This window comes from Tepidimonas sp. (assembly GCF_046292505.1).
GTDB lineage: Bacteria > Pseudomonadota > Gammaproteobacteria > Burkholderiales > Burkholderiaceae_C > Tepidimonas.
The window spans coordinates 17,390-40,623 of the sequence record NZ_JBKBQX010000006.1 but is presented as its reverse complement, the minus strand read 5'-3'; the positions used below and the strand labels follow the sequence as shown (position 1 = coordinate 40,623).

The following is a 23,234-nucleotide window of genomic DNA, read 5'->3' as shown; positions in this document are numbered from 1 at the left end:
TTGTCCTTCGATGAACGTATTAGGGCTGTCCAGGCCAATCACGCCACGTACCGGCAACTGGCATGTGCATCCAGAAGTTTCGGGGGTCGGTCCTGTCATCGGGGGGGGCGGGCGCGGGTGCGGTTACTCTGAGGGTCCCGTTGAGGTCTTCCACGCTCTGCGCGAGCAGATTGCCCACGATCTTGACGGTGCCATTGAGCCGCTTCAGATTGCGCGCGACGACCGTACCGTAGATCGTGTTGTTGCCGTTCAATGTCAGGTCGCCCTCGACGATGAGCAGGACGGGTTGGGCTGCAGTTCCCAGGTCCATGTTGGGGTCAAAACTGTTGGTACCGGGGTTGACGTAGATGATCTTGCCCGCGTGGCCGTCTGTGGCCGAGGGCAAAGCCTGGCCCGCCCCCAGGCGCAAGTCCGCTCCTGCCACGACCGTGGAAAGATCCACGCCCAGCATGTTGCTGTAAAAATCCGCGAACGGACGCATCACCCCCGTCACCGGATCCTGCGCTTGGCTGCGTATCTGGGGATCGTTGTACACGACGTCCGGCCCCACGAAAAATCGATTGCCGTCCTTGCCAGAACTGGTCTGGTCGGTTCTGCCCTCGACGGCGATCTTGGTCTCGAAGCTCCCATTCATGGCGCCGATATCGGTGCCGGTCCAGATGGTGACGCCACCTGGGTTGTTGTTGGTCACCGTCAGATTGCCGGTGAGCTTGGCCGGTAGCGCCACGGCCGCGGTGATGGTACCGAGGCTGGCCGTTCCCCGTCCGATCGCCTTTTGCGAGCTGACCATGACTCCAACGCAATAAACAGCCGACCCGTCGTTGCTTCGCCCAACGGCGTACAAGTGTCCACCGACCCCACCCTCGGTCTGATCGTGCCGGGTTTCGAGCGCCGCCGGACATTGAGCAAACAGGGTCGCTTGGCTGAGCCCGTTGGTGGCGTCCAGCTCGGCCGGTCGGAGGAAACGCAACTGCTCCACCGGCAGGCCGCTCAAATCCCGCTGAAGACACTCCTGGGCCAGGATTTGCTGCGGGGTTCGTGCGCCAGCGCCGGTTTCGAGCAGCCCGTTGGCTTGGTATTGCGCCAGCATACAGTCCAAGGCAGCTTCGGCGTGCGACTGGGCTTCTTTGAGTCGTGCCTGGGTACCTATCACGTTGAGGTCGTTCAGGCTGGACCGCGAGGTGTAGGCGGCGACGATGCTGAGTACCAGCAGCAGTACGACGCTGAGCAGGAGCGTGGCCGCCCCGCGCACGTGTGAATACCGGCTTTGCCTCTGGAGGGGAATGGCGCAATGGCGGGTCATCATGGGGTTCGCCTGTCGTTGCGAATTTCGACGGACGTCCGAGCCACCTTGGTGATGGCATCGGCTGCTGCGGTGCTCGTCGCGGTCAACTGGATCGTGACGTAACGGCGCTCTGCGATCAGCGCCCCACCGGGTGCCGACACGGCACTGTTGGCGACGGTGAACTGCAGTCCGTCGTTCGCAACGCGCATGACGTTGGGGTCGCTCAGCGGTTGCCAGGTGCCGTTGTTGCAGTCGGTGTCGGACGATCCATTGCTGCGGATTTCCACCCTCCCGTTGGTAACCCTGAACCCGAAAAACTCTTGCGAGTCCTGGATGCCGTTTCCGTTGTAGTCGTAGCTGTAGAGAAAGCACGACGACGTCGTCGAGGTTGCTGGAGGCGTCGGGACCGGGAACACCCGGGAGAACGGATTGCCCGTGCCGGGGATGGCTGTATATCCCGCCCGCCGGATGTCGTTGGCCATCAGATCCAGCAGGGTCTGGACATCGACGTTGATACGGTCGGCCCGTATGTTGGTCCGACTGCTGTTGGTCACTGCGATGAAGGCCGCGAACGCCCCCCCCATCACGACCAGCGCGATCAGCAAGCCGACGAGCAGCTCGACCAACGAGACGCCGCGCTGACGTCCCGGTATCGATACGGGGTCAGGGACAGGTTTGCAAACCGGCGACATTGCTGGCTCCTGCAGGGCTGCATGCGGTCGCGCGCCCGAGCGTCGAAAGAAGCACGCGTGTCTCGGATCCCGACGGCGAGCTCAGTCGGATGGTGACTGCCGTGCTCACCACACCGCGGACCGGGTCGATCATGGCCTGAACGACACCACCGTCGGTGGATAAGGCGATCGTGGAGTGCTCACCCGAGCCCGTCCAGACCTTGGGAATGTTCTGGGTTGTTGTCCTGATCCGTGTGCTGACGATGCACACCGTGGCGTCCACTTTCGTCTTGCCGCAATCGTCCGTGTCGCCAAACCCGACGGCCCAGGTTCCCGAAATGCCGGGCTGTATGCCCAGGTGCATGGGCCGGGATTGACTGGCGGCCTCGGCCCGTGCCGCCTGGACTGCCCCGAGCACATGCTCGGTCGCGCTGCGCAACCGCTGTCACTCCACGAATGCCGAAAGGCTGGGGGCGGCTATGGCGGCGATGATGGCAAAGATGGCCACGGTCACCATGAGTTCGATCATGGTGATTCCCCGGCACGGCACCGGCCGGGTGTTCGGATGAGGTTCGGTGCGGGGGGACATCAGTTTTTCCAGCATCCGGCCGGACCTGTGGTCATGACCCCACCCGATACGGAAAGCGTCAACGGTGTGCAACCGGTGTCGGCTTGTTGTGACGCGCTTTGCGCTGTTGCCGTGGCCTGGAATCCGGTCGCGGTCGCGGTTGGGATGGCGAGTTTGTAATGCCCATCCGGAGAGTTGTCACCCAGACCCAGGGTCGCCAGACTGGTGGTGTATGTCGCGTTCGTGGAGCGGTGCTTCTCCTGCGCGAGTGCAATCTGGTGCAGCGCCGATTGACCATCGACCCGGCGCGATTCCCGAACGTAACGGTTATACGACGGCAGCGCAATCGCAGCCAGGATCGCGATGATGGCTGCAACGATCATGAGTTCGATGAGCGTGATGCCCTTGCCGGCTCGTGCCAGGGGTTGCGTCCAGGGCAGATCGTGGTGTGACAACATGATTTTGCGGCGAATATCCGGTTTGGGAGCAACGCCCTGATACTAGTGTGCCCGGTCGTCGATGCCGCAAAGACCGGACGGGTGGTTGTGACAGCCAGACAGGCGGCCGAGGGTTTTGGCACGCGCGAGCATCAGCAAGGAGGGATCCCGGCAAGCGGAGGGCTGGTGCTCGGAACACACGAGCGGATACGCCCCATGCCGTGCACGACGATGCGTACGGCGTATCCGCTGGGCGACTGTAGGGTGACGTTGCCAGCAGTGATGGTTCCGCGCGCGGGGTTGATACCGAAAATGCCCTCGGCAACGTTGGGTCGCAGGTCGATATCCGGCCAATCGTCGCCGGTCACGACACGCGGTGTGCCATCGATGTGGCAGCCCGATTTGAGCGTACAGTCGCAGCCCCCGCCCATGTGCCAGCCGTAGCACCACTGTCCCGGGCCAGTGCGTTGGAAACGGACGGTCAGGCCGCTTTGACGTTTGCTAGCCTCCGCCTGCGCGAGTCGCAAATCGTTGTGCACCAAGGTGGACGCGGAGCGCAATCGATGGACTTCCTGCCATTCCCGAAGCGTTGGCAGTGACAGCGCCACTATGATCCCCAGTGTGGCCAGCACAATCAACGCTTCGATCACAGACACACCCATGTCTGGGCGTGGCCCACGGCCGTCCCCCATTCCCTTGCCCTCCCTGCCCGTTGCCGCAGCAACACCAGTATTCTGGCAAGGCGCTCATCGGCTCACTATCCCCTATTTCGGGGAGCAGGAGGCCGAACCCTTAAGGTTGCACGGGGCAGTTGTGGTGCACGTAAGCGACGTGTGTGACCTGGGTGGTCTGGATGGTGGGCGCAGTTAGATCGCGGCCGCACTCTGCGGGTGGACGACGGTGCCCGCCTCGCGCACCACCACCTCGCCGCGCAGCGAGTGCGGCAGCGCCTGCGTGATGCGCACGTCGATCATCCGGCCGATGAGGCGCTGGCCGTGGGGGTCGCCGTCGAAGTTGACGATCCGGTTGCAGGCGGTGCGGCCCATCAGCTCCTGCGGGTTCTTCTTCGACGGGCCTTCGACCAGGATGCGCTGCACGGTGCCGACGCGGCTCGCGCTGATGCGCTCGGCGCTGGCCTGCAGCGCGGCCTGCAGCGTCTGCAGGCGTTGGAGCTTGACCTCGTGCGGCGTGTCGTCCGGCAGGTTGGCCGCCGGCGTGCCGGGCCGCGGGCTGAAGATGAAGCTGAAGCTGGCGTCAAACCCCACGTCCTCCACCAGCCGCATCAGCTTGGCGAAGTCGTCCTCCGTCTCGCCGGGGAAGCCGACGATGAAGTCGCTCGAGAGGCTCAGGTCCGGCCGCACCGCGCGCAGCTTGCGCACCGTGCTCTTGTATTCCATCGCGGTGTAGCCGCGCTTCATCGCCATCAGGATGCGGTCGCTGCCGTGCTGCACCGGCAGGTGCAGGTGGCTGACGAGCTGCGGGATGCGGGCGTAGGCCTCGATCAGGCGCGGCGTGAATTCGTTGGGGTGGCTGGTGGTGTAGCGGATGCGCTCGATGCCGGGGATCTCGGCCACGCACTCCAGCAGCAGCGCGAAGTCCTCGCCGTCGTCGCCACGCCAGGCGTTGACGTTCTGGCCCAGCAGCGTCACCTCCTTGACGCCCTGCTCGGCCAGGCCAGCCACCTCGACCAGCACGTCCTGCAGCGGGCGCGAGACCTCCTCGCCGCGCGTGTACGGCACGACGCAGTAGCTGCAGTACTTGCTGCAGCCCTCCATGATGCTGACGAAGGCCGAGGCGCCCTCCACCCGCGCCGGCGGCAGGTGGTCAAACTTCTCGATCTCGGGGAAGCTGATGTCCACCTGCGGGCGGGCCTGCCGCTGGCGCTGGCGCAGCAGCTCGGGCAGGCGGTGCAGCGTCTGCGGGCCGAACACCACGTCGACGTAGGGCGCGCGCTGAATGATGGCCTCACCCTCCTGGCTGGCCACGCAACCGCCGACGCCGATCAGCACACCCTTCTTCTTCAAATGCTTGACGCGCCCGAGGTCGGAAAAGACCTTTTCCTGCGCCTTTTCGCGTACGGAGCAGGTGTTGAACAGGATCAGGTCGGCCTGCTCGGGGTCGTCGGTGGGCTCGTAGCCGTCGGCGGCGGCCAGCACGTCGGCCATCTTGGCCGAGTCGTACTCGTTCATCTGGCAGCCGAAGGTGCGGATGTAGACTTTTTTGCTCATGGGGCGTCAGCGGTGCGTGGTGTAGATCCAGGGGCTGGACGGGAAAAAGCCCAATAGTCTAGCGCGTTGCGCGCAACAGCGCCTTTTCCAACTCCAGCACCGCCAGCACGGCCACGCCGGCGCCGGCGCTGAGGGCCAGCAACGGCAGGGGCAGGGCCGCGCTGCCAAACCAGCCTTGCATGAAGGGCGTGTAGGTGAACAGCGCCTGCAGCCCGCAGGCGACGGCCACGGCTGCCAGCACCCGGGGGGTGCCGCGCACGCCCGTCCAGGTGAACGACGGTGCCTTGAGGTAGCGCACGCTGAACAGGTAGAAAATCTCCATCGCCACCAGCGTGTTGACCGCCAGCGTTTGCGCCACGTCGGTCGGGTGGCCGGCATCCAGCGCCCAGCGGTAGACGCCAAAGATGCCCACCGCGAACAGCGCGGACACCAGTCCGATGCGCCACAGCACGAAGCGGCTCAAAATGGGCTCGCCCGGTTCGCGGGGCGGGCGGCGCATCACGTCGGCCTCGGTCGGCTCGAAGGCCAGCACCATGGCCAGCGCCACCGAGCTGACCATGTTCACCCACAGAATTTGCACGGGTGCGATCGGCAGCGCCAGGCCGAAGAGCACCGCCACCAGCAGCGAAATCGACTCGCCGCCGTTGATCGGCAGCAAGAACGTGATCACCTTGCGCAGGTTGTCGTACACGGTGCGGCCTTCCTCGACCGCGTGGGCGATGGTCGCGAAATGGTCGTCGGCCAGCACCATGGCAGCGGCCCGTTTGGCCGCCTCGGTGCCCTTGTGCCCCATGGCGACGCCCACGTCGGCGGCTTTCAGTGCGGGGGCGTCGTTGACGCCGTCTCCGGTCATCGCGACGATGTCACCGTTGGCTTGCAGCGCGCGCACCAGGCGCAGTTTGTGCTCCGGCGCTGCGCGCGCAAAGACGTCGGTGGTTCGGACCGCCTCGCGCAGCGCGGCGTCGTCCAGCGCCTCGATCGCCTGTCCCGACAAGGCCGGGGCCCCCGATCCCAGGCCCAGTTGATGCGCGATCGCACTCGCGGTCACGACATGGTCGCCGGTGATCATCTTGACCCGGATGCCCGCGGCGCGGCATTGCGCGATGGCGGCTTTGGCTTCCTCGCGCGGCGGATCGATGATGCCAACCAATCCGACGAGCACCAGATCCCCGGCCACGGCGTCGTGGGTGAGCGGGCGATGGCTCGGCAGGGTGCCGGTGGCGATGGCCAGCATGCGCCGGCCTTGGCGGGCTTGCCGTTCGACCTGATCGGCCCACTCGGCGCAGCGCAGCGGCTGGGGGTGACCGTGGGCGTCCAGTTCGTGGCTGCACATCGTCAGCAGCCGCTCTGGCGCGCCTTTGACCCAAACGTCGAGGCGCGTGTCGGCCCCATCGCCGCGGCGGTGGGCCGTGGCCATATAGCGGCGCTCGGATTCGAAGGGCAGCACGCCCACGCGCGGGCGCTCCTCCCCCAGGCGGACGGGGTCCAGCCCCGCTTTCATCGCCAGCGTCAGCAGGGCGCCTTCGGTGGGGTCGCCGGACAGCCGCCAGTCGGTCGCGCCCCCTTCGCCCTGGAGGAGTTCGGCATCGTTGCACAGGGCCGCGCCTTCGGCCAGCGCGAGCAGGGCGGGTGCCTCGCGCCACAGCTCCGCGGGCTGCAGCGGCACGTCGCCGCGCAGCAGCGCCCCCGTCGGCGCATAACCCACGCCCTCCACGTCCACCAGGCCGTCGGCCAGCGCCACCTGCTGCACGGTCATTTCGTTGCGGGTGAGGGTGCCGGTCTTGTCCGAGCAAATCACGGTCACGCAGCCCAGCGTTTCCACCGCAGGCAAGCGCCGCACGATGGCGCGCCGCTGCGCCATGCGCTGCACGCCAATGGCCAGTGTGATGGTCATGATGGCGGGCAGACCCTCCGGGATGGCCGCCACCGCCAGCCCCACGGCCGCCATGAAGGTGTCCAGCGCCGGCAGCCCGCGCACCCGCCAGCCGAACACGAACAGCAGCGCGGCGGCGGCCAGCACAGCCAGCGTGATCCAGCGGCCCAGTTGGGCCATCTGGCGCACCAGGGGGGTGGTGGTGTCGCCGACGTCCTGCAACAGCCGCCCGATGCGGCCCATCTCGGTGCCCATGGCGGTGGCCACGACGACCCCGCGGCCCTGGCCACGGGTCACCAGCGTGCCCGCGTAGCCCATGCTGCGCCGGTCGCCCAGCATGGCCGCCACGGGGACGGGGTCGGCCCGCTTCTCCACGGGCACGGACTCGCCGGTCAGCGCCGCTTCGTCCACCTGCAGTTCGTGCACCTGCAGCCAGCGCAGGTCTGCCGCCAGGCTGTCGCCGGCCGCGGCCTGGACGATGTCGCCCGGGACCAGGTGGGCGGCGTCGATTTCGACCAGATGCCCGTCGCGCCAGACGTGCGCGCGGGGGGCGAGCAGGTTGCGGATGGCAGCTAAGGCGCGTTCGGCTTTGCCTTCCTGAATCAGGCCGATCGTCACATTGAGCATGACCACCGCCACGATGACGACGGCGTCGATGCCGTGCCCGATGGCGACGGTGATGGCGGCGGCGGCGAGCAGCACCCAGATCAACAGGTTGTCGAACTGACGCGCCACTCGCCGCCACAGTGGCACGGGCGGTGTCTCCGCCAGCCGGTTTTCGCCGTGGTGCTCCAGCCTTGTGGCCGCGTCGGCCGCGCTCAGGCCCCGCGCGGCGGTGTGCAGGTGTTGCAAGACCGCGTCCCCGTCGAGGGCGTGCCAAGCGGGGGTGGGGCGGTTGTCGTCGGCGCGGGGTGGCTCGGGAGGTGGCATGGCTTTGTCCATGATAAGGGCGGGGTTATCGTCGGACGCGGCCATGCCGTCGCGAGTTCCTGGCCCGACCGTCGCGCAGGACCCGTCGCGGGATCGGGGTGTCGGGGTCAGTCGCCGGTGTGCGCTTCGGATCGCCGGCCGGCCAGCGCCACTCCGCGCAAAAAGCTGGTCAGGGCTGCATCGGCACGGTGCTCGGCCAGCAGCTCGGCCGCGCGCTGGGTGTCGCGCCATCGGCCGATGCGGCTTTGCCACGCGCGGGCGTCGCGCTGCCAGCGATGGACACGCCGAGCAGCTTTGTCGGGCAAGGTGGGGACGATGGCTTCGGCCCCGTAGCGCAGGCGCTTGGCCAGCAACCGGGCGGCATGCAGGGCGTCGGTGGTGGTGTGGGCATCGGCGGGATGGGCCGACTCCCGAAGGCTGCGCTCCAGCCGCGCATGCCAGCGGCCCAGCCGCTCGGCGGCCCAGCCGGCGGGGGCCTCCACACGCTCGGGCAATTGGTGCAGCCATGTGGCGCAGGCCAGCAAGGCCTGCGCGGTCGCCGGATCACTCAGTTGCCCCCGCAGCGCCCGTCGGGCGGACCTCACGCTGGCGGTCAGCCGCCGGGTCGCCTGCTGCCAGGCGCGCAGGCGGTCGGGGTGCACGGTGTCGTCTTCCACAAACAACGGGCCCCAGAGGGGCAGCGTTTCGGACAGCGCCACGTCCAGGTCACGCACCGCGCCCAGACTGGCCAGCAAGGGGCGCAGCGCGTCGTGCGCCGGCGGGGTGGGCAACCATGGGCGCAGAAGGCGCTGCAGGCTGCGCCAGCGCCGCCACCCCACCCGGGCTTGGTGCACGGCTTCCGGGTCGTCATGGCGCGCCGCCAGCAGCAGGTTGTCGCACAGTTGGCCCAGGGCATCCCCCAGCGCGGCGCGGGCGACGGCCATCGGATCGGCGTGTCGGGGCAGATCGAGCGGCCGCGCGACGATCGGCTGATCCAGCGTGCCATCGCCCAACCGTTGGGCCTGCTCGGCCTTGCTGGTGCGGGCGGGCAGCAGCGGCAGGTCGCTGGCCAGCGCATCGGCCAGGGCGTGCAGGGCGGCGGGGTCGCCGGCCTGCAGTTCCAGTTCCAATTCCAGCAGTGGTGCCCGGCGGCCGTGTGCGCGGATGTCCCCGGCGTCCAGCGCGATTTCGACGACGCTGCCGTCGTCACCCCGCACCGTCCAGGTCGTGCGCAGGCAGCGGGTTTCGTGTACCGGCTGCAGGGCATCGAGCCGTTGTGCCAAATCGGGGGCTGCGGCCAGCGCGGTGGTCAGCAGCGCCGCCCGATCCAGCGCGGGCCGCGCCAGCGGCATGGTCCACTCGCCGCGCACGCTCAAGGCCCCGCTGCCGTGGCCGGCGGTCTTCAGGGTTTGCTCCCAGCTGCGCCTGGCGCGAGTGCCTTGCGTCGGTTGCGCGGTTGCCGGCGTCTTGCCCGGCAGTACCTCGATCCCCCGCAGGCGCAAGGCGCAGCGCTGGGTGCGCAGCCAGCCGTCCGGGGTGTCGTAGTAGCGGTTGACCAGCCGTTGCTGCCGCATGGGGCGCCGGCGCAACAGCGGGTGGCGGCGCAGGCGCTGCAGGGCATCGTCGGCGCGCATGCCCGGCAGGGCGAACTTGAGTTCGATTTCTTGCGGCACAATGACCTCCGCCAGATACAGAACGCCTATCGTAGCCGCCCCATTTGTCATGAGCCATACCCCTCGCGACCTGTCCCACCTCGAGCCCCGCGACCGCGCCGAAGTGCTGGCGCAGGCGCTGCCCTACATCCGCCGCTACCACGGCAAGACGATGGTCATCAAGTATGGCGGCAACGCGATGACCGACCCCGAGCTGCAGGCCGCGTTTGCCGAGGACGTGGTGCTGCTCAAGCTGGTGGGCATCAACCCCGTGGTGGTGCACGGCGGCGGCCCGCAGATCGAGACGCTGCTCAAGCGCCTGGGCAAGGAAGGCCGCTTCGTGCAGGGCATGCGCGTGACGGATGCCGAGACGATGGAGGTGGTCGAATGGGTGCTCGCCGGCGAGGTGCAGCAGGACATCGTCGGCCTCATCAACCGCGCCGGCGGCAAGGCCGTGGGGCTGACCGGGCGTGACGGCGCGATGATCCGCGCCCGCAAGCTGCGCATGGTGGATCTCGACGACCCCAGTGTCGAGCACGACGTCGGCCAGGTCGGTGACATCGTCTCGATCGACCCGAGCGTCGTGCGTGCGCTGCAGGAGGATCAGTTCATCCCGGTGGTCAGCCCGATCGGCTTTGGCGAGCACAACGAGAGCTACAACATCAACGCCGACGTCGTGGCGGCCAAGCTCGCCACCGTGCTGCAGGCGGAAAAGCTGCTGATGCTGACCAACATCCGCGGCGTGCTGGACAAGGAGGGGCAGCTGCTGGCGGAGCTCACCCCGCGGCGCATCGACGAGCTGGTGGCCGACGGCACCATCAGCGGCGGCATGATCCCCAAGATCGCCGGCGCGCTGGATGCGGCCAAGAGCGGCGTCAAGGCCGTGCACATCATCGACGGGCGCGTGCCGCACGCGATCCTGCTGGAGGTGCTGGGCGACCAGCCGTTCGGCACGATGATTCGCTCGCACTGACAGGGTTTGCACGTTGGCGCCGATGCTGGGCGTCAGCACCATCCTCCGGGCTGGCGTCTGGTCGGGTTAGGGTGCAGGGTTTTCCCTAGGTCTTGGGGATTGACAGGCCGTCGTTCGCCTCTAGAATAGAACGACCGTTCGTTTTATTTTGGAGGCTCGCATGGCCGACATCGACGCCGCTCACCCGGCGGCTCGCGCCCGTGGCCGCAGCGCAGGCCGCGCCCCGCACAAGGGGCAGCAGACCAAGGCTGCCATCATCGACGCGGCGCTCGGGCTGGCCTCGCACGTCGGGCTGGAGGGCCTGAGCATCGGCGCCATCGCCGAGCTGATGGGCATGAGCAAGTCGGGCGTCTTCGCGCACTTCGGCTCGCGCGAGGAGCTGCAGATCGCCGTCGTGCGTGAGTACCACGCGCGTTTCGAACGCGATGTGTTTCAACCGGCACTGGCCGCCCCGCGCGGGTTGCCGCGGCTGCGCGCGCTGTTCGACCATTGGATGCGGCAGACGTCGCTGGAGATCGACTCGGGCTGCATCTACATCAGCGGCGCGGTGGAGTTCGACGACCGCCCTGGCCCCGTGCGCGATGCGCTCGTGGACACGGTCAATACCTGGCAGTCGGCCGTGCGGCGTGCCATCCGCATCGCCATCGACGAAGGTCACCTGCGCGCCGACGCCGATCCGGCGCAGATCGCCTTCGAAATCCACGGTCTGATCCTTGCGCTGCACTACGAGGCGCGCTTTCTGCGCAGCCCGGCCGGGCTGCACCATGCCCGCACCGGTTTCGACAACATTCTGGCGCGCTACCAGCCCTGAGCACCAGCCCCTTCAACCCCTCCACCGTTCACCCGCTTTCCAGGAGACCACCATGCCCCAGTACACCCCGCCCCTGCGCGACATGCAGTTCATGCTGCACGAAGTCTTTCACGTCGTCGACGAGCTCAAGGTCTGCCCGCCGCACGCCGAGGTGGATGCCGACACCATCAACGCCGTGCTGGAAGAGGGGGGCAAATTTGCCGCCGAGGTGACTTTCCCGCTCAACATCAGCGGCGACGCCGAGGGCTGCCGGCTGGACAAGACCACCCACTCCGTCACCACGCCGCAGGGCTTCAAAGCCGCATACGAGCAGTACGTGGCCGGCGGCTGGCCCGCCCTGTCGTGCGACCCGGCCTACGGCGGACAGGGGCTGCCCTTCGTGGTCAACCAGTGCTTCTACGAGATGCTCAACAGCGCCAACCAGGCGTGGACCATGTACCCCGGTCTGTCGCACGGAGCATATGAGTGCCTGCACGCCCACGGCACCGAGGCGCAGAAGGCGCTGTTCCTGCCCAAGCTGACCAGCGGCGAGTGGACCGGCACCATGTGCCTGACCGAGCCGCACTGTGGCACCGACCTGGGCCTGCTGCGCACCAAGGCCGAGCCGCAGCCCGACGGCACCTACAAACTCACCGGGCAGAAGATCTTCATCTCCGCCGGTGAACACGACCTGGCCGAAAATATCGTGCACTTGGTGCTGGCCCGCCTGCCCGACGCTCCGGCGGGCAGCAAGGGGATCAGCCTGTTCCTGGTGCCCAAGTTCCTGGTCAACCCCGACGGCAGCCTGGGCGAGCGCAACGCCATCTACTGCGGCGGCCTGGAGCACAAGATGGGCATCCACGGCAACGCCACCTGCCAGATGATCCTGGACGGCGCGGTCGGCACCCTGGTCGGCCAGCCGAACAAGGGCCTGCAGGCGATGTTCGTGATGATGAACGCCGCCCGCCTGGGCGTGGGCAACCAGTCGGTCGGGCTGACCGAGGTAGCCTTCCAGAACGCGCTGGCTTACGCCAAAGACCGCATCCAGATGCGCAGCCTCTCGGGTCCGAAGGCCAAGGACAAGCCCGCTGACCCCATCATCGTGCATCCGGACGTGCGCAAGATGCTGTTGACCGCCAAGGCCTATGCCGAGGGCGGGCGAGCCCTGTTGATCTACTGCGCGCTGCTGCTGGACAAGGAATTGCACCACCCCGACGAGAAAGTGCGCAAGGACAGCGCCGATCTGCTGGCCCTGCTGACACCGATCGCCAAAGCCTTTCTGACCGACAACGGCTTCGAGGCCACCAACCACTGCCTGCAGGTCTTTGGCGGCCACGGCTACATCAAGGAATGGGGCATGGAGCAGTATGTGCGCGATGCCCGCATCAACATGATCTACGAGGGCACCAACACCGTGCAGAGCCTGGACCTGCTGGGCCGCAAAGTGCTGGCCAACAACGGCGCCACGCTCAAGAAATTCGGCAAGCTGGTGGCCGCGCTGGTGGAGGAAGAAGGCGTCAACGAGAAGATGGCCGAGTTCATCAACCCGCTGGCCTATCTGGGCGAGCAGATGACCAAGTTCACCACCGAAATCGGCTTCAAGGCGCTGCAAAACCCGGATGAGGCTGGCGCTGCCGCCGTGCCCTACCTGCGCGTGGCGGGCCACCTGGTGTTCGGTTATTTCTTTGCCCGCATGGCCTCGGTGGCGCTCAAGGCCATCGCCGCCGGCAGCACCGACCCGTTCTACACCGCCAAGCTGCAGACGGCGCGCTTTTACTTCGCGCGCCTGTTCCCGGAGACCGCGACGCTGATGCGGCTGGCCCGCTCCGGCAGCGCTGCGCTCATGGACACCGACGCGGCCCTGGCCTGATCGTCTCGGCGCAGAGGAGTCGACCCATGCGGCACGGCATCGTTGCACTGTTGCTGGCCCTGGCCGCCCCGGCCTGGGCCAATCCCACCCCCGTCGGCCGGTGGCACACCATCGACGACGACACCAAAGAAATCAAAAGCGAAGTCGTCATCACCGAGCAGGACGGTGTGCTGACCGGGCGCGTCGAGAAGCTGCTGCGCAAGGGCGCTGACCCCAACCGCCGCTGCACCGCCTGCACCGACGACCGCAAGGATCAGCCCATCGTCGGGTTGGAGATCATCCGCGGCGTGCGGCAGGTGCCGGGCAAGGCGGTTTGGGAGGGCGGCACCATCCTCGATCCCGAAAACGGCAAGACCTACAACGTGCGCCTGACCCCGGTAGAAGGCGGCGCCAAGCTGGAGGTGCGCGGCTCCATCCTGTTCATTGGCCGCACGCAGACCTGGGTGCGCGCGAACTGACGCGCCCCGCCCATTGCAAGGATTCATCATGTCCCGATTCACCGTCAAACGCGTCGCCGTGCTCGGCGCCGGCGTCATGGGGGCGCAAATCGCCGCGCACCTGATCAACGTCAAGGTGCCGGTGGTGCTGTTCGACCTGGCCAAAGACGGCGCCGACAAGAGCGCCATCGCCCGTCAGGCGATTGCCAACCTGAAGAAAATGAAGCCCAGCCCGCTGGGCGTGGCCGATGATGCCGATCTGATCCGGCCGGCCAATTACGACGAGCACCTGGCGCTGTTGGGTGAATGCGACCTCGTCATCGAGGCGATCGCCGAGCGCATGGACTGGAAGCACCAGCTCTACGCCCGCATCGCGCCGCACTTGGCCGCGCACGCCATCCTGGCCACCAACACCTCGGGCCTGCCGATCTGTCAGTTGGCCGAGCCGCTGCCGGCGGCGCTGTGTGCGCGCTTCTGCGGCATCCACTTCTTCAACCCGCCGCGCTACATGCCGCTGGTGGAGCTGATCGCCGCGCCCGAGACGCGCGCCGACGTGCTCGACGCGCTGGAGGCGTTCGTCACCACGACGCTGGGCAAGAACGTCGTGCGTGCCAAGGACACGCCCAACTTCGTCGCCAACCGCATCGGGATTGCCGGGATGCTGTCGACGATGGTCGAAGCCGAGCGGCATGGCCTGACCTTCGACGTCGTCGATGACCTGACCGGCAAGCGGCTCGGGCGCGCCTCCAGCGGCACCTTCCGCACCGCCGACGTGGTGGGGCTGGACACGCTGGCGCACGTGATCCGCACGATGCAGACCCAGCTCAGCCCGGAGACCGATCCGTTCTACCCGACGTTCGAGACGCCCAAGGTGCTGCAGGCGCTGCTCGACAAAGGCTTCCTTGGGCAGAAGACCAAGGCGGGCTTCTACAAGAAGGTCGGGCGCGACGTGCTGCGCTTCGACCTCGCCACCGGCGACTACGTGCCCGCCGGCGCCAAGGCCGACGAGGTCTACGGCCGCATGCTCAAGAAACCCGCGCCCGAGCGCCTGAAGCTGCTGCGCAACGCCGAAGGGCCGCAGGGGCGCTTCCTGTGGGCGATCCTGCGCAACGGCTTCCATTACGCGGCGCTGCATCTGCAGTCGATCGCCGAGACGGCGCGCGACGTCGATCAGGCGATGCGCTGGGGCTTTGGCATGCAGCAGGGGCCTTTCGAGCTGTGGCAGCAGGCCGGCTGGCTGGAGGTGGCGCGCATGGTGCAGGAGGACATCGACGCCGGCCGCGCGCTGTGCTCGGCGCCGCTGCCGGCCTGGGTGTTCGAAGGCCCGGTGGCCGAGCGCGGCGGCGTGCACCAGCCGGAGGGCTCGTGGAACCCGGCCACCGGCCGCTTCGAGCCGCCGCGCACGCTGCCGGTGCACGCGCGCCAGCTCTACCGCGAGCGCGTCCTCGGCGAAGGCGGGCCCGACTGGCGCACCGACGGCGCCACCGTGTATGAAGACGACGCGATCCGCCTGTGGACGCTGCCGCGCCCCGGCCTGGACGACGTGCTGATCGCCAGCCTCAAGACCAAGATGCACGCCATCAGCCCGGCGGTGGTGGAGGGGCTGGACCGCGCGGTGGAGGAGGCCGAGGCGCGCTTCGCGGGCCTGGTGGTGTGGTCGGGGGATGAGCCGTTTTCCGTCGGCGCCGATCTGCAGGCCACGCTGCCGGCGTTTGCGGCGATGGGCGTGCAGGCCATCGAGTCGGTGGAGGCGGAGATGCAGCGCGTCATGCTGCGGCTGCGCTACGCCCAGGTGCCGACGGTGGCGGCGGTGCGCGGCATGGCGCTGGGCGGCGGCTGCGAGCTGGCGGTGCACTGCGCGCGCCGCGTGGCGCACATGGAAAGCTACATGGGCCTCGTGGAGGTCGGCGTCGGCCTCATCCCCGGCGCCGGCGGGTTGACCTACATCGCCCGCCGCGCCGCGGAAAACGCCCGCGCCAGCACCGGCACCGACCTGCTGCCGTTCCTGACCGAGGGCTTCAAGGCCGCGGCGATGGCCACGGTGGGCACCAGCGCGCTGGAAAGCCGCAAGCTCGGCTACCTGCTGGACAGCGACGTGATCGTGCCGCACCGCGACGAGCTGCTGTTCGTGGCCGTGCGCGAGGCTCAGGCCCTGGCCACTGGCGGCTACCGGCCGCCGCTGCAGCGCCGCTTCCCCGTCGCCGGTCGCTCGGGCAAGGCCACCATCCTAGGCTCGCTGGTCAACATGCGCGACGGCGGCTTCATCACCGCGTACGACTTCCACATCGCCAGCCGCATCGCCCATGTGGTCACGGGCGGCGACGTCGAGGCCGGCACGCTGGTGACCGAAGACTACCTGATGAAGCTGGAACGCGAGGCGTTCTGCGCCCTCATCGTTCAACCCAAGACACAGGCCCGCATCATGGCCTTGCTCGACAGCGGCAAGCCCCTGCGCAACTGAACCTGCGGAGACACCCGACATGAAAACCCGACAAGACGCCTACATCGTCGCGGCCACCCGCACACCGATCGGCAAGTCCCACAAGGGCTACTTCCGCCACACCCGGCCCGACGACCTGCTGGCGCACGTGTTGCGCGCTGCCGTGGCGCAGGTGCCCTCGCTCGACCCCGCCGCCATCGAAGACGTGATCTGCGGCTGCGCCATCCCCGAGGCGCAGCAGGGCTTGAACGTCGCGCGCGTCGGCGCGGTGCTGGCCGGTCTGCCCAAGAGCGTGGGCGGCATCACCGTCAACCGCTTCTGTGCCTCGGGTCTGTCGGCGGTGCAGATGGCGGCCGACCGCATCCGCGTCGGCGAGGCCGACGTGATGATCGCCGCCGGGGTAGAAAGCATGAGCATGGTGCCGATGATGGGCAACACGCCCAGCCTCTCGCCGGCGATTTTTGCCAACACCGACGATGTGGACGACTACGGCATCGCCTATGGCATGGGGCTGACCGCCGAGAAGGTGGCGCAGCAGTGGAAGGTGTCGCGTCAGGCGCAGGACGAATTCGCGCTGCAGTCGCACCAGCGTGCCATCCGCGCGCAGCAGGCCGGCGAATTCCGCGACGAGATCACCCCGGTGGAGGTGGAAGAGCGCAGCTTCGACCCCGAGACCGGCGAGGTGCGCCTCACTCGCCGCACCGTCGATTTGGACGAGGGCCCGCGCGCCGACACCACCCTAGAAGCCCTGGCTAAGCTGCGCCCGGTGTTTGCCACACCCCGTCGCGCCGACCTCACGCCCACTGGGCTGGGCAGCGTCACGGCGGGTAACAGTTCGCAGACCTCCGATGGTGCCGGTGCGCTGATCCTGGCCAGCGAGGCGGCCATCCAGCGCTTCGGCCTGCAGCCGCTGGCGCGTTTCGTCGGCTATGCCAGCCGCGGCGTGCCGCCGCACATCATGGGCATCGGCCCGATCGAAGCCATCCCGGCGGCGCTCAAAGCCGCGGGCCTGAAGCAGGACGACCTCGACTGGATCGAGCTCAACGAGGCGTTTGCCGCGCAGTCGCTGGCGGTGATGAACCAGCTCGGGCTCGATCCGGCCAAGGTCAACCCGATGGGCGGCGCGATCGCGCTGGGCCACCCGCTCGGGGCCACCGGCGCGATCCGCTCCGCCACTGTCGTGCATGCGCTGCGCCGCCACAACCTGCGCTACGGCATGGTGACGATGTGCGTCGGCATGGGGCAGGGCGCGGCCGGTATTTTCGAGCGGGTATGATGGCGCAGGAGACCACGATGGCCGACATCCTCGAACACACCGAAGGCGGCGTGCTGACGCTGACCCTCAACCGTCCCGCCCGCAAAAACTCGTTGACCAGCGCCATGTATGCCACGCTGGCGGATGCGCTGGCGCGCTCGGCCGCGGACGCCTCCGTGCGCGTCGTCGTCATTCAGGGCAACGAGGCGATGTTTTCGGCGGGCAACGACATCGAGGAGTTCCTCCACGCTCCGCCCGCCGGCACCGACAGCCCGGTGTTTCGCTTTTTGCGCGGCATCGCCACCTTCCCCAAGCCGCTCGTGGCGGCGGTTTGCGGGCCGGCGGTTGGCATCGGTACCACGATGCTGTTCCACTGCGACCTGGTGTACGCGGGCGACAATGCGGCGTTTTCCATGCCGTTCGTCAACCTGGGCCTGTGTGCCGAGGGGGCGTCCAGCCTGATCGCGCCGCAGATGTTCGGCTACCACCGCGCGGCCGAGGCGCTGCTGCTGGGCGAGCCGATTTATGCCGAGGCGGCTCTGGAGGTGGGGCTGGTCAACAGGGTGTTGCCACCGACCGAGGCCAACGCGTACGCCCAACAGATCGCGCGCAAGCTCGCCGCCAAGCCGATGTCGTCGCTGGTCGAGACCAAGCGCCTCATGAAAGGCGCCCAGCAGGACGCCGTGCTGCAGCGCATGGCCGAGGAGGGGGCAAGCTTCGGCCGCATGCTGCGCGAACCCGCCGCCAAAGAAGCCTTCTCGGCTTTCTTGGAGAAACGTGCACCCGACTTCAGCCGGGTGTGACGCGAAGGGGTGGCCGTGACGCGCATCGCACATCCGCCTCTGGCGCCCGTCGCCTTCGAGCCCGAATTCGTCGAAGGCGTGCGCGAGATCTTCGAGCAGAAGATCGTTTTCAACACGGTGCTGGGCCTGCGCATCACGGACATCGCCGCCGACCGGGTGCAAGCCCGCATCGCCATGCGGCCGGAACTGGTCGGTCATTTCGCCTACAACCGCATCCACGGTGGTGTGATCAGCGCCGGGCTGGACGCGATGGGCGGGCTGGCGGTGATGGCGGCGATCGGCGCGCGCCATATGGACGAGCCCCCCGCCCAGCGCCTACACCGCTTTGCCAAGCTGGGCACCATCGACCTGCGCATCGACTACCTGCGCCCCGGCATCGGCGAGGCCTTCGTGTTGGAGGCCGAGGTGCTGCGTCTCGGCTCACGCGTGGCGTCCACCCGCATGGCGTTTCTGGGCACGGATGGTAAGCTGCTGGCCACGGGGGCTGGGGCTTACATCGTGTCATGAGGGCTTGGCCACGCCGATGCTGCCCGTCGTCTACATCAACCTCGACCGCGACACCCAGCGGCGGCAGGCGATGGAGGCGATGCTGCGGCGCCGCGGACTGCCGTTCGAACGCCTGGCGGCGGTGACATGGACGGCACTGGACGAGGCCAGCCGCACCCGTCTATACGACCCGGCATTGAACCAGCGCCAGTTCGACCGCCCGCTGGTCGATGGTGAGAAGGGCTGCTACGCGAGCCACCTCAAGGCCTGCGAACATCTGCTCGCCTCCAGTGCGCCTGCTTTGGTCGTGCTGGAGGACGATGTCGAACTGTCGGACGCCGTTGCCGATGTGCTGGCGGCGATCGAGGCGCTGCCCCCCGAGGGGTGGGATGTGATCAAGTTGTACAGCCGGCGCAACGAGCGGCCGGCTGCCGCCACGCCGTTGACCGGTGCGCACCAGCTGGTGGCTTACCGTCGCGTGCCCAGTATGTGCAACGGCTACGCCCTCAGCCGCGCCGGAGCTGCCAAGCTGCTGCAGCACCGGCGTTCGTTTGGTCGGCCCGTGGATGTGGACGTGCGCTACTGGTGGGAGGCGGACCTTCGCGTGCTGGGCATCGTGCCCGGGGTCGTGACGCTGGGGGCCGGTTCGGAGGCGAGCAGCATCTGGCGGGCTGGGCGCCCCGGTCGAACCTGGGCAGAGCGCTGGCGGCGTTGGTCCTCGCAGCTCGATTATTCGCTGCGCAACGCATGGCATCGGCGCCGTCAGGTCCTGCCGGCCGAGGTCGCTCGGCGCCCTCACGGGTGAAGGCCATCACCCCCCCGTTCGGTGGGTGAATCGCCGGTCACCAGGCGGACCAGCAGTTCCCGGTACCGAGCCTGCATCGAGCGACGGTCGAAACGCGCCCACACATCGTGCTGGCCCGATGCGGCGAGCGTGCGCGCGGTGTCGGGGGCCGCGTTCAGAGTGCTCAGCGCATCGGCCAATGCCTGGGCGTTGCCCGGGGGGACGCGTACGCCTGTTCGGTTGTCGTCGATCACCTCGCGAATGCCCTCGACGTCCGAGCCGATCGCACAGCAGCCACTGGCCATTCCCTCGATCAGCGACAGGGCCAGGCCCTCGTAGTGGGAGCTGAGCACGCAATAGCGAACCCGGCCGTACAGGGACGGCAAGTCGCTGACCGGCCCGAGGAAACGCACCCATGGTGTGACGCCGAGCCGCTCGGCCAGGCGCTCGGCACGGCCCCTCCAGCGGCGACTGCCGCCACCGGCCAAATAGAAAGTCATAGGGGTGCCGCGATCGAGCAGTTCGCGCGCGGCACGGATGAGGGTTTCGTGGTCCTTTTGTCGCGCAAACCGGGCCGCCATGACGACGGCGGCCTCCCGCTCGTCCCACGGCTGACTGGCCGACCACCGCGACAGATCGATGCCGTTATCAATGGTGATGCAGCGCGAATCCGGATGGCCCAGCCGCACGAGCGCATCCCGGACCGAGTCCGAGACACCGACCAGCGCATCGGTGTGCCGCGCGAGCCAGCGCGACTGCCACAGCCGCCAGCGGCCATACCGCTCGCGCACATTGTGCTCCACCTGCACCAAGTGGGGCACACCCGCCAGCAGGCCTGCCCAGCGGCCCCACAGATGGTCGCTGAAGCCATGCGCCACCAGCACGTCTGGGCGCCAAGCGCGGCACAGGCGGACCAGCCGCCACACGGTCAGCACATGGGGCCAGCCGGGCACGGTCTTTACCGCGATGCCGCGGCGGCGCAGTTCGTCGATGCGGTGCGCCGGCGTCTGCCGTTTGCGCCGCAGCACCAGCAGCGTTTGCAGGTCCGATTCACCCGCGCACAGGTCGATGGCGACCTGGGTCGCCCCGGAAAACCCGCCGCTGACGAAGTGCAGCACCCGCAGGGGCGATGCTCCATCCCGGGAAGGTGGCTGGGGATTCATCGGTCACCTTCCACTGCGGCGGGCCGCAGGACCATGCTGGCCCACACCAGATTCATGAACAGGTAAACGAGGTTGCCGCTGTTGTGTGCAAACATCGCCTGCGTCATGCCAAAGCCCAGGTAGCCCAGCACCAGCATCAGCCCGGCCCACGCGGCCCATGAGCGGTCGTCGCTGGGGTGTCGGCGGCGCAGGTGGCGGCAATGGATGACCGCCGGCACGCCATAGAACAGCGCCAGTGCGAGCACGCCGACCGCCCCGGCTTTGGCCCACAGGTCCAGCCACTCGTGGTGTGCATGGCCAAAGCGCAGCACGACCGCGGGGGCCTGTCCGGCCTCCACCCATTCGCGTTTGCGCTGCTCGTAGCCGGCCTCGCTCCAACCCAGCCCAGGCCGCTCCAGCCCCATGTGCCAAGCCAGGCGCCAATGCGCCAGACGGTGGCCGACCGAGGTTTCCGCATCCCCCTGGCGGTACAGCTGCAGGTCGCGTTGCAGGGCTTCCAGGCGTTGGTTCAGTGACGAATCGTTGGCTACCCAGATCAGTCCGCCGATGGCCAGAGCAAATACCGTGGCGACGGTTCCGATGGGCCCGCGGTGCGGACTCGAGGAGGAGGCAGCGGCACGACCGCCGGGCAGATACCCCCGCCATGCGGCCAGCGCCAGCAGGATCAGAAGAGCCGCAAGCACCCACCAACCCCCGCGCGCGCCCGACAGCAGCGAGGCGTAGGAGCCAGCCAGTACGGCGCCGATGGCAGCCCAGCGTTCCCATCGGGTCCGGGCCCGCCACGCCGCCAGCGCGCTCCACAAGGCCAGCAGCACGGCCACGTTGCCAAATTGGATGGCGTTGGTATCCCCATGCGCACGATCCAACCCTAGGGCGTGCACCTGCCAGCCGGCCACCGCGGCCGCCAGCCATGCACCAACCCAGCAGCCACGCAGCGTCCAGGTCAGTGGCGGTGCCGTCCGCATCAGGGCCGGTGCCGCCATCAGCGCCAGCAGATATTTGGCAAAGCGGTCGAAGTCCCCTGCCCGCAGGGCATGCCATTGCAGGTCCAGCCGCAGCAGCCAGACCAAGCCCATTGCTGCAATCGATCCGAGCAGCCAGCGCCATGGCGCCGTCCACCCGCCCGGCCGACGCAGGACGGGACCGGCTGCCAGCAGGCCGGCAAACACCAGGCACAACGCGCCCCACGAGTACCCAGATGGGATGGCCAGGCTGAGTGCAGGCAGCAAAAAAGCGCCCGCCGCGACCAGGCGATGCACCCAGGACGGCGGCGGCTCGTCAGCGGCGGACCCGGTCACAGAAGGACATGCACATGCGCGGGCGCGCGCCGTCAGCCATGGTGGCATGGCTGCTCCCCGGCGCGAAGCCGGTACACCGTCCCACAATACGGGCAGTGCACTTCACCGGTTTTCGCCACATCCAGAAAGACGCGGGGATGGCCGTTCCAGAGCTGCATGCCGGCTTTCGGGCTGGGGCAGACCACGCCGCCATGCGCATTCAGGTCGCGCACGGACAATTCGACGACGACAGGGGCTGAAGTCGGGCTGCTCATAGGGGGTCACACCAGCGTCAGCCAGTGCGCGTACTTCGGGTTGCGGCCGTTGACGATGTCGAAGAAGGCGCTCTGGATGCGCTCGGTGATCGGGCCGCGCTGGCCCGCGCCGATCTGGATGCGGTCGAGTTCGCGGATCGGCGTGACCTCGGCGGCGGTGCCAGTGAAGAAGGCCTCGTCGGCGATGTAGACCTCATCGCGCGTGATGCGCTTCTGCACCACCTCCAGGCCCAGATCCTTGGCGATGTGCAGCACGGTGTTGCGCGTGATGCCGTTGAGCGCGCCGGCCGACAGGTCCGGCGTGTAGATCACGCCGTTCTTGACGATGAAGAGGTTCTCTCCGGCGCCTTCGGAGACGAAGCCGGCCGGGTCCAGCAGCAGCGCCTCATCGTAGCCGTCGTCGGTGGCCTCCATGTTGGCCAGGATGGAGTTGGTGTAGTTGGACACCGTCTTGGCCTGCGTCATCGTGATGTTGACGTGGTGGCGCGTGTAGCTGGAGGTCTTGACGCGGATGCCGCGCTTCATGCCTTCCTCGCCGAGGTAGGCGCCCCACGCCCACGCCGCCACCATCAGGTGCACGCGGTTGCCCTTGGGGCTGACGCCGAGCTTTTCCGACCCGATCCAGGTCAGCGGACGGATGTAGCCGCTTTCCAGTCCGTTGGCCCGGATGACGGCGCGCTGCGCCTCGTTGACCTCCTCTATGCTGAAGGGGATCTGCATGCGCAGGATCTTGGCGCTGTTGAACAGGCGCTCGGTGTGCTCCTGCAGCCGGAAGATCGCGGTGCCGCGCTCGGTCTTGTAGGCGCGCACGCCCTCGAAGGCGCCGCAGCCGTAGTGCAGCGTGTGCGTCAGCACGTGCACCTTGGCATCGCGCCAGTCGACGAGTTCGCCGTCCATCCAGATCTTGCCGTCGCGGTCGTGCAGCGGGAGGGGTGTCGCCATCGGGGTGTCCTTGGGTTGGGGGCGCCTGTCTGGGGCCTGTGCCGGAGTGGGCGCACCGGGATCAGAAGTGGTCGTCATTTTACGTGGCTTACCCCCGGTGCCGTGCTGCGGTACGG

At 68.0% G+C, this 23,234-nt stretch carries 22 protein-coding genes; 9 read left to right on the top strand and 13 right to left on the bottom strand.

Annotated features, from left to right (window positions below; translation table 11 throughout):
* Nucleotides 1–19: 19 nt before the first annotated feature.
* From ACK4TH_RS04650 to ACK4TH_RS04610, 9 genes are all read right to left on the bottom strand, one after another.
* Complete coding sequence (locus ACK4TH_RS04650) at nucleotides 20–1,306, bottom strand: hypothetical protein (RefSeq protein ID WP_409623360.1); 1,287 nt, start codon at nucleotides 1,304–1,306, stop codon at nucleotides 20–22.
* Nucleotides 1,303–1,977, bottom strand: a complete 675-nt coding sequence (locus tag ACK4TH_RS04645) for a PilW family protein (RefSeq protein WP_409623357.1) — start codon at nucleotides 1,975–1,977, stop codon at nucleotides 1,303–1,305. Before ACK4TH_RS04645 ends, ACK4TH_RS04650 begins: the two co-directional genes overlap by 4 nt.
* Nucleotides 1,949–2,374, bottom strand: a complete 426-nt coding sequence (locus ACK4TH_RS04640) for a GspH/FimT family pseudopilin (protein WP_409623510.1) — start codon at nucleotides 2,372–2,374, stop codon at nucleotides 1,949–1,951. Before ACK4TH_RS04640 ends, ACK4TH_RS04645 begins: the two co-directional genes overlap by 29 nt.
* A 27-nt stretch (nucleotides 2,375–2,401) precedes the next feature.
* Nucleotides 2,402–2,560 carry a prepilin-type N-terminal cleavage/methylation domain-containing protein gene (locus tag ACK4TH_RS04635; protein ID WP_409623355.1) on the bottom strand — a complete coding sequence of 53 codons (159 nt, stop codon included), beginning with the start codon at nucleotides 2,558–2,560 and terminating at the stop codon, nucleotides 2,402–2,404.
* A complete protein-coding gene (locus ACK4TH_RS04630; RefSeq protein WP_409623353.1) occupies nucleotides 2,545–2,982 on the bottom strand; it encodes a type IV pilin protein in 438 nt (145 codons plus the stop codon). Before ACK4TH_RS04630 ends, ACK4TH_RS04635 begins: the two co-directional genes overlap by 16 nt.
* A 131-nt stretch (nucleotides 2,983–3,113) precedes the next feature.
* Nucleotides 3,114–3,611 (bottom strand): GspH/FimT family pseudopilin, encoded by a 498-nt coding sequence (locus tag ACK4TH_RS04625; RefSeq protein WP_409623351.1) that lies wholly within the window; start codon nucleotides 3,609–3,611, stop codon nucleotides 3,114–3,116.
* 216 nt (nucleotides 3,612–3,827) lie between these two features.
* Complete coding sequence (gene miaB, locus ACK4TH_RS04620) at nucleotides 3,828–5,189, bottom strand: tRNA (N6-isopentenyl adenosine(37)-C2)-methylthiotransferase MiaB (RefSeq protein WP_409623349.1); 1,362 nt, start codon at nucleotides 5,187–5,189, stop codon at nucleotides 3,828–3,830.
* A gap of 58 nt (nucleotides 5,190–5,247) precedes the next feature.
* Nucleotides 5,248–7,992: a cation-translocating P-type ATPase gene (locus tag ACK4TH_RS04615; protein ID WP_409623347.1), complete on the bottom strand. Its 2,745-nt coding sequence runs from the start codon at nucleotides 7,990–7,992 to the stop codon at nucleotides 5,248–5,250.
* Nucleotides 7,993–8,099: 107 nt separating this feature from the next.
* Complete coding sequence (locus tag ACK4TH_RS04610) at nucleotides 8,100–9,644, bottom strand: CHAD domain-containing protein (RefSeq protein ID WP_409623345.1); 1,545 nt, start codon at nucleotides 9,642–9,644, stop codon at nucleotides 8,100–8,102.
* Nucleotides 9,645–9,693: 49 nt separating this feature from the next.
* Here ACK4TH_RS04610 and argB point away from each other — a divergent pair, with 49 nt between their 5' ends.
* From argB to ACK4TH_RS04565, 9 genes are all read left to right on the top strand, one after another.
* Nucleotides 9,694–10,596: an acetylglutamate kinase gene (gene argB / locus ACK4TH_RS04605; protein ID WP_409623343.1), complete on the top strand. Its 903-nt coding sequence runs from the start codon at nucleotides 9,694–9,696 to the stop codon at nucleotides 10,594–10,596.
* A 160-nt stretch (nucleotides 10,597–10,756) separates the two neighbouring features.
* On the top strand, nucleotides 10,757–11,407 hold the full coding sequence (locus ACK4TH_RS04600; protein WP_409623341.1) for a TetR/AcrR family transcriptional regulator: 651 nt from the start codon (nucleotides 10,757–10,759) through the stop codon (nucleotides 11,405–11,407).
* A 52-nt stretch (nucleotides 11,408–11,459) separates the two neighbouring features.
* On the top strand, nucleotides 11,460–13,256 hold the full coding sequence (locus tag ACK4TH_RS04595) for an acyl-CoA dehydrogenase C-terminal domain-containing protein (RefSeq protein WP_409623339.1): 1,797 nt from the start codon (nucleotides 11,460–11,462) through the stop codon (nucleotides 13,254–13,256).
* A 26-nt stretch (nucleotides 13,257–13,282) separates the two neighbouring features.
* The gene (locus ACK4TH_RS04590; RefSeq protein WP_409623337.1) at nucleotides 13,283–13,714 is read left to right on the top strand and encodes a DUF2147 domain-containing protein; all 432 of its coding nucleotides are present in this window, start codon (nucleotides 13,283–13,285) and stop codon (nucleotides 13,712–13,714) included.
* 28 nt (nucleotides 13,715–13,742) lie between these two features.
* On the top strand, nucleotides 13,743–16,154 hold the full coding sequence (locus tag ACK4TH_RS04585; protein ID WP_409623335.1) for a 3-hydroxyacyl-CoA dehydrogenase/enoyl-CoA hydratase family protein: 2,412 nt from the start codon (nucleotides 13,743–13,745) through the stop codon (nucleotides 16,152–16,154).
* 19 nt (nucleotides 16,155–16,173) lie between these two features.
* Nucleotides 16,174–17,409: an acetyl-CoA C-acyltransferase gene (locus ACK4TH_RS04580; RefSeq protein ID WP_409623333.1), complete on the top strand. Its 1,236-nt coding sequence runs from the start codon at nucleotides 16,174–16,176 to the stop codon at nucleotides 17,407–17,409.
* Between the two features lie 17 nt (nucleotides 17,410–17,426).
* Complete coding sequence (locus ACK4TH_RS04575; RefSeq protein WP_409623331.1) at nucleotides 17,427–18,191, top strand: enoyl-CoA hydratase; 765 nt, start codon at nucleotides 17,427–17,429, stop codon at nucleotides 18,189–18,191.
* A 15-nt stretch (nucleotides 18,192–18,206) separates the two neighbouring features.
* Nucleotides 18,207–18,698 carry a thioesterase family protein gene (locus ACK4TH_RS04570; RefSeq protein WP_409623329.1) on the top strand — a complete coding sequence of 164 codons (492 nt, stop codon included), beginning with the start codon at nucleotides 18,207–18,209 and terminating at the stop codon, nucleotides 18,696–18,698.
* 16 nt (nucleotides 18,699–18,714) lie between these two features.
* Complete coding sequence (locus ACK4TH_RS04565) at nucleotides 18,715–19,482, top strand: glycosyltransferase family 25 protein (RefSeq protein WP_409623327.1); 768 nt, start codon at nucleotides 18,715–18,717, stop codon at nucleotides 19,480–19,482.
* On the opposite strand, the gene ACK4TH_RS04560 is transcribed toward ACK4TH_RS04565, so the two are convergent.
* The 4 genes from ACK4TH_RS04560 to ACK4TH_RS04545 are packed head-to-tail and all read right to left on the bottom strand — an operon-like array spanning nucleotide 19,473 to nucleotide 23,118.
* Nucleotides 19,473–20,624, bottom strand: a complete 1,152-nt coding sequence (locus tag ACK4TH_RS04560; protein WP_409623325.1) for a glycosyltransferase — start codon at nucleotides 20,622–20,624, stop codon at nucleotides 19,473–19,475. The two genes, ACK4TH_RS04565 and ACK4TH_RS04560, sit on opposite strands and share 10 nt — an antisense overlap.
* Nucleotides 20,621–21,922, bottom strand: a complete 1,302-nt coding sequence (locus ACK4TH_RS04555; protein ID WP_409623323.1) for an O-antigen ligase family protein — start codon at nucleotides 21,920–21,922, stop codon at nucleotides 20,621–20,623. The genes ACK4TH_RS04560 and ACK4TH_RS04555 overlap by 4 nt, the downstream gene beginning before the upstream one ends.
* 32 nt (nucleotides 21,923–21,954) lie before the next feature.
* Nucleotides 21,955–22,176 carry a zinc-finger domain-containing protein gene (locus tag ACK4TH_RS04550; RefSeq protein WP_409623321.1) on the bottom strand — a complete coding sequence of 74 codons (222 nt, stop codon included), beginning with the start codon at nucleotides 22,174–22,176 and terminating at the stop codon, nucleotides 21,955–21,957.
* A 6-nt stretch (nucleotides 22,177–22,182) separates the two neighbouring features.
* Nucleotides 22,183–23,118, bottom strand: coding sequence for a branched-chain amino acid transaminase (locus tag ACK4TH_RS04545; RefSeq protein ID WP_409623319.1), 936 nt, complete (start codon nucleotides 23,116–23,118; stop codon nucleotides 22,183–22,185).
* Between the last annotated feature and the right edge of the window lie 116 nt (nucleotides 23,119–23,234).

What these genes read in the sequence shown, in the direction of transcription:
- miaB (WP_409623349.1), bottom strand. Translation starts at nt 5,189, where the DNA reads ATGAGCAAAAAAGTCTACATCCGCACCTTCGGCTGCCAGATGAACGAG.
- ACK4TH_RS04580 (WP_409623333.1), top strand. Translation starts at nt 16,174, where the DNA reads ATGAAAACCCGACAAGACGCCTACATCGTCGCGGCCACCCGCACACCG.
- ACK4TH_RS04575 (WP_409623331.1), top strand. Translation starts at nt 17,427, where the DNA reads ATGGCCGACATCCTCGAACACACCGAAGGCGGCGTGCTGACGCTGACC.
- ACK4TH_RS04545 (WP_409623319.1), bottom strand. Translation starts at nt 23,118, where the DNA reads ATGGCGACACCCCTCCCGCTGCACGACCGCGACGGCAAGATCTGGATG.
- ACK4TH_RS04550 (WP_409623321.1), bottom strand. Translation starts at nt 22,176, where the DNA reads ATGAGCAGCCCGACTTCAGCCCCTGTCGTCGTCGAATTGTCCGTGCGC.
- ACK4TH_RS04635 (WP_409623355.1), bottom strand. Translation starts at nt 2,560, where the DNA reads ATGCTGGAAAAACTGATGTCCCCCCGCACCGAACCTCATCCGAACACC.
- ACK4TH_RS04615 (WP_409623347.1), bottom strand. Translation starts at nt 7,992, where the DNA reads ATGCCACCTCCCGAGCCACCCCGCGCCGACGACAACCGCCCCACCCCC.
- ACK4TH_RS04595 (WP_409623339.1), top strand. Translation starts at nt 11,460, where the DNA reads ATGCCCCAGTACACCCCGCCCCTGCGCGACATGCAGTTCATGCTGCAC.
- ACK4TH_RS04560 (WP_409623325.1), bottom strand. Translation starts at nt 20,624, where the DNA reads ATGAATCCCCAGCCACCTTCCCGGGATGGAGCATCGCCCCTGCGGGTG.
- ACK4TH_RS04645 (WP_409623357.1), bottom strand. Translation starts at nt 1,977, where the DNA reads ATGTCGCCGGTTTGCAAACCTGTCCCTGACCCCGTATCGATACCGGGA.
- ACK4TH_RS04585 (WP_409623335.1), top strand. Translation starts at nt 13,743, where the DNA reads ATGTCCCGATTCACCGTCAAACGCGTCGCCGTGCTCGGCGCCGGCGTC.
- ACK4TH_RS04650 (WP_409623360.1), bottom strand. Translation starts at nt 1,306, where the DNA reads ATGATGACCCGCCATTGCGCCATTCCCCTCCAGAGGCAAAGCCGGTAT.
- argB (WP_409623343.1), top strand. Translation starts at nt 9,694, where the DNA reads ATGAGCCATACCCCTCGCGACCTGTCCCACCTCGAGCCCCGCGACCGC.
- ACK4TH_RS04590 (WP_409623337.1), top strand. Translation starts at nt 13,283, where the DNA reads ATGCGGCACGGCATCGTTGCACTGTTGCTGGCCCTGGCCGCCCCGGCC.
- ACK4TH_RS04600 (WP_409623341.1), top strand. Translation starts at nt 10,757, where the DNA reads ATGGCCGACATCGACGCCGCTCACCCGGCGGCTCGCGCCCGTGGCCGC.
- ACK4TH_RS04565 (WP_409623327.1), top strand. Translation starts at nt 18,715, where the DNA reads ATGCTGCCCGTCGTCTACATCAACCTCGACCGCGACACCCAGCGGCGG.
- ACK4TH_RS04630 (WP_409623353.1), bottom strand. Translation starts at nt 2,982, where the DNA reads ATGTTGTCACACCACGATCTGCCCTGGACGCAACCCCTGGCACGAGCC.